This is a genomic window from Syntrophobacterales bacterium, from assembly GCA_031274925.1.
In the GTDB taxonomy this organism is placed as follows: domain Bacteria; phylum Desulfobacterota; class Syntrophorhabdia; order Syntrophorhabdales; family Syntrophorhabdaceae; genus PNOM01.
In genome coordinates this window covers 1-4,111 of the sequence record JAISPL010000032.1, presented here as the reverse complement: position 1 = coordinate 4,111, position 4,111 = coordinate 1, and the positions used below count along the sequence as shown (strand labels likewise).

3 protein-coding genes and 1 tRNA gene are annotated in these 4,111 nt (G+C 44.6%); 3 read left to right on the top strand and 1 reads right to left on the bottom strand.

The genetic code is table 11. From position 1 onward, the window contains the following. Positions 1-244: 244 nt before the first annotated feature. Together LBQ00_05975 and LBQ00_05970 are read left to right on the top strand one after the other, a co-directional pair. A tRNA-Gln gene (locus LBQ00_05975) sits at positions 245-318 on the top strand. Between the two features lie 139 nt (positions 319-457). Beyond that, positions 458-2,044: a mechanosensitive ion channel family protein gene (locus LBQ00_05970; protein MDR2018399.1), complete on the top strand. Its 1,587-nt coding sequence runs from the start codon at positions 458-460 to the stop codon at positions 2,042-2,044. Positions 2,045-2,601: 557 nt separating this feature from the next. Here the strand turns inward: LBQ00_05970 and LBQ00_05965 are convergent. Next, positions 2,602-2,808 carry a hypothetical protein gene (locus tag LBQ00_05965; GenBank protein MDR2018398.1) on the bottom strand — a complete coding sequence of 69 codons (207 nt, stop codon included), beginning with the start codon at positions 2,806-2,808 and terminating at the stop codon, positions 2,602-2,604. Positions 2,809-3,320: 512 nt separating this feature from the next. On the opposite strand from LBQ00_05965, the gene LBQ00_05960 reads away from it, so the two are divergent. After that, a complete protein-coding gene (locus LBQ00_05960) occupies positions 3,321-3,698 on the top strand; it encodes a metallopeptidase family protein (protein ID MDR2018397.1) in 378 nt (125 codons plus the stop codon). The last annotated feature ends 413 nt before the right edge of the window (positions 3,699-4,111 follow it).

Below are 4,111 nucleotides of genomic sequence, written 5' to 3'. Positions count from 1 at the left end.
TGAATGTTGTGTGCTTTACCCCTGTTATTCGATGAAATTTCTCATTCGTATAGTTTTGTAACATCTCATATTTCATGGATGTCAGCTTATGCCTTTTTACTTATTTTAGGAAGAGGACTGAGGAATGATGACTGACTCAGGGGGAATGCGTTTTAGCTACCACTTGCAGACCTTTTTTCGATAAAGTAGTTGACTCAATTTTTATATTCTGATAAATGTATGTAGCGATATCAAAATGGAATGCTGGGGGATCGTTCAATGGCAGGACATCGGACTCTGACTCCGCGAATAGGGGTTCAAATCCCTTTCCCCCAGCCATATGATTTCAAGAGATTGCGAGAAATCGTAATCCTTTTTCTTTCATATTGCACTGCCTCAAACAAAAATTAAAATACTTTCACTTATGTAAAGGTAGGCCTGACATCGAAACTGGGCATCAAGTATGAGGGGAGGTCAGTTGAGATTCAAGAGACAAATATTCAGATTTACTGTCATCACAGTGCTGTGCCTCCTTTCTTCCGGGTTGTTAGCCCAGACAACGCCTTTCGTATCAAAGAAGAACTTGCCTCTGCCGGTCCCCGAGGAAGTGGTCACAGACAATCTGGGTCGAATGACTCCTCAGGGGACTATAGTAAACTTCATGATGGCCGCACAGAAGGGAAATGACGAGCGCGCCTTAAAATTCCTCAATACAAAGAAGACCGGTAGAAACGGGTACAAGCTAGTCAATCAACTGCAGGTTGTTTTGGAGCGCGGATTTTCTGGTAGACTCGGGATGCTAAGTACTAAAAATGAAGGTCACCAAAACGACCACCTACTGCCCTCAAAAGAGTTTGTGGGAAGCGTCAAATCGGAGTCAGGCAGCCTTGATATTTTCCTGGAAAAAATCCAACAGGGTAATCAGCCCCCTGTATGGCTATTCGCATCCGAAACTCTCGATAAGATTCCAGAATTCTATGAGGAATTGAATCTCCATTCCCCGGAAAAATATATTCCGCAGTTCATGACAGACATATGGTTTCTGTGGTTTCCGCTTTGGCAATGGATCTATATTCTCCTTGTCGTTCCATTTTCATTCATGATAGCAACTTTTCTCACCCGTCTTCTGGCTCCGCTACTGATCGCGATCGTCTTCAGGATCACAAGATATCAGGCGCATCACCACGTCATGGCATTAACTCGCCCCCTTCGTATATTTATCTTGGCCCTGGCCATGTGGGCTATCTCCATCTTCAGTCGCTCAATACTGGTAAGCCTGTTCTGGAGTTATGCCGCACTTACCCTCGTTATCGTCGGGATCACATGGCTCACAATACGACTGATTGATATAACGGTAAATTTGAGGCATACACGATGGGCCGGCACAGCGTCAGGTAAGATCGCCATGATAGAGCTTGCGGGCAAGCTTTCCAAGGCGTTTATACTCATTGCTGGGACTCTGGCCATTCTACGTATAGCAGGTATCAATATAACAGCCGCCCTCACCGGATTGGGAATAGGTGGTATCGCCGTTGCGTTTGCAGCCCAGAAGGCTCTGGAAAACCTTTTCGGCGGTATTATGATCATTTCGGATCAACCCATACGAGTAGGCGATTCTTGCAAGGCCGGCACCTACTCAGGCACGGTAGAAAGTATCGGAATGCGGTCCACGTGTATACGCACCTCGGACAGGACAATAGTTGCAATCCCTAATGGACAGCTTGCATTGATGAGTCTTGAAAATTTCACGCTCCGAGACAAAATATTGCTCCAGCATAAGATAAGTCTTCATCCAAATACTACTTCTAAACAACTCGAGAGTGTTCTTCATGAAATCAGAAACGTCCTGAAGGAACATCCCAAGATCGAAACCGACACTGCAAGGGTAAATTTTGTTCGGTTTTCAGAATTCGCCTTGGAGCTTGAACTGAACGCTTATGTGCAGGAAACAGCGTATGAGACGTTTACGACTATACAGGAAGAATTATTGATTGCTATCATGAATATCATAGAAGCATCCGGCACACACATCACCCTGCCCGCTCCGGTTGCTCCCAATCCCTGAACCCCCGAAAATTCAAATTCCTGAAGACACACCGGAAAAACATCTCAGGTGGCGCAGTTTACACCACATTGGAGGCTCATCTCCGGCAACGGACAGATGGTCGCTTTTAAGCACCGCCATGATTTTAACATTTTAGTGTGAGGCAAACCCTAAACTATGTTACTGCATGTTATTGTCTATAATAATCGCCCTTTTGTACAATTTTGCATCATGCCTATACCGCAACCGATATACAAAAACACCTTGCCTGAAGTAGGCCTACAAAAAAGATAGACAGAGATCAGTCGTGCGACATGGCTCAATCAGATGAGAATTACTCAGCGGGTATAGCTAACGCGCTTGAAAGAGGTCCAATCATCTTTATTTGCTGGAACTAAACTTGATTGAACGTTTCTAGGGCTGGCTCAAATCTCGGCTGCGTAGCATCTTGCATCTATTCGATTCATTTGACGATGCCCTTGCAGACTGTTTTAAAGTGCGGTGACTATAAATTGCAGGGGGGCGACTTCACGAATCATACCAAAAGGGTACGTTTGAAGCGAACGGAATACTGGAAGCTATGCCCCCTCTTCTCTTCCGTCAGCGCTACCCTGCTCTTCTGTCGCTGTTCCCTCTTCGGGAATACTCTCCGCTTCGGCTGATTCTATTTCACTTTCTTCCATTGAAGTTTTGGCCCCGAAACGCCTCTGCCGCTTTTCCTCCTGTTTTTTGAGACGGGCAGTCTCCTTTCTTCTTTTTTCGCTCTTGTAAGTATTTCTTGCCACTTAAACCCTCCTTCTTTCGGGTAAAAGCATTTTAATCATATTACCATATAAATGGAGAGAAAGAACAGTAATTTTGGAGCCATAAGAAGGGAAGATGTGTATTTACCTCCGAAAAGATGACTATACCGATTTTATAATCCATCCGCTCCGTTATGCAACAACGAACGAAATACTTCGACCAATATGGGGACATCTTTCGACCTTCCTCTTACATGAATGCTAAGAATATCATATCGGTTTTTGTTTCGAACAGAGGATTACCTATAATAACAGCCAAACGAGGATAGATTGCCTTCAATATAGTCCCATTATCACTTGTGGCCATAACCTCCAATCATCCGCCCAATTTATCCGTGAAGAACAGAACATCACACAATTTCGCCGGAACCGCTCTGAAGTGTTTCATTATTTCCTCAACAGCCCCGGATATGGTAAAATCATAACCTCCGGTAAAGTCGGAGGTTATGATTTGAAGGCTAAATAAAATTCAAACCTTGTTGCCTGGAGGGTGGATGAAACTTTCCGACAAGGAGTTCGATAGATTTGTAGAAAAAGCAATAGAGCGAATACCCCCTGAGATTCGCGAGCATCTCGACAATATGCTGATCACGGTGCTCCCAAAACCATCCAGGATAATGCTTCGGGAAGCGGAAACACCTCCCGGCGAGATATTACTCGGCCTTTTCCGGGGAACACCTCTGACAGAGAGGTGTTCTGTCACGGCCCCACCTCTTTATCCGGATACCATTTTCCTCTTCCAGCAGTCCCTCGAAGAGATGTGTAAGACTCCTGAGGAACTGGAAGAGGAAATAGAAATTACCGTAGTACACGAAGTAGCTCATTTTATGGGAATAAGCGAGAAGAGACTTGCCGAACTTGGTTATGACTGACGGTCCGTCTATTTCACGACACCCTACGCGCAAGGTTATCAATATAAAGGTATTCCATCTGCCTTGCCGTGGACCGGGGATATCCTTTCTGAAATATCTTGCAACCACAAGAAGAGAGTTACCTATGCTTGTGAATATTCCGGCTGACGTGATGATGTCCCCGTCTTGTGCCACATAAAGAAGCCGATTTTCCACCCCACTGCAGAGGCACTATGTACTCTTTTTCCGTATCCCGTCCGGACTCCGTTGACTGCCTTTGCCTCTTACAAAAGGCAAGTGAGTCGTTACTTTTTTGGGTCTTTCCACGAACTTCCTAAAATTTCTTGACTATTTTCACTGAAATATCATAAACGTCTTCGTTTCTGAAGTTAAATCTGAATTCGCATTCTTTGATGTGCAAGTAATAGTCTTGT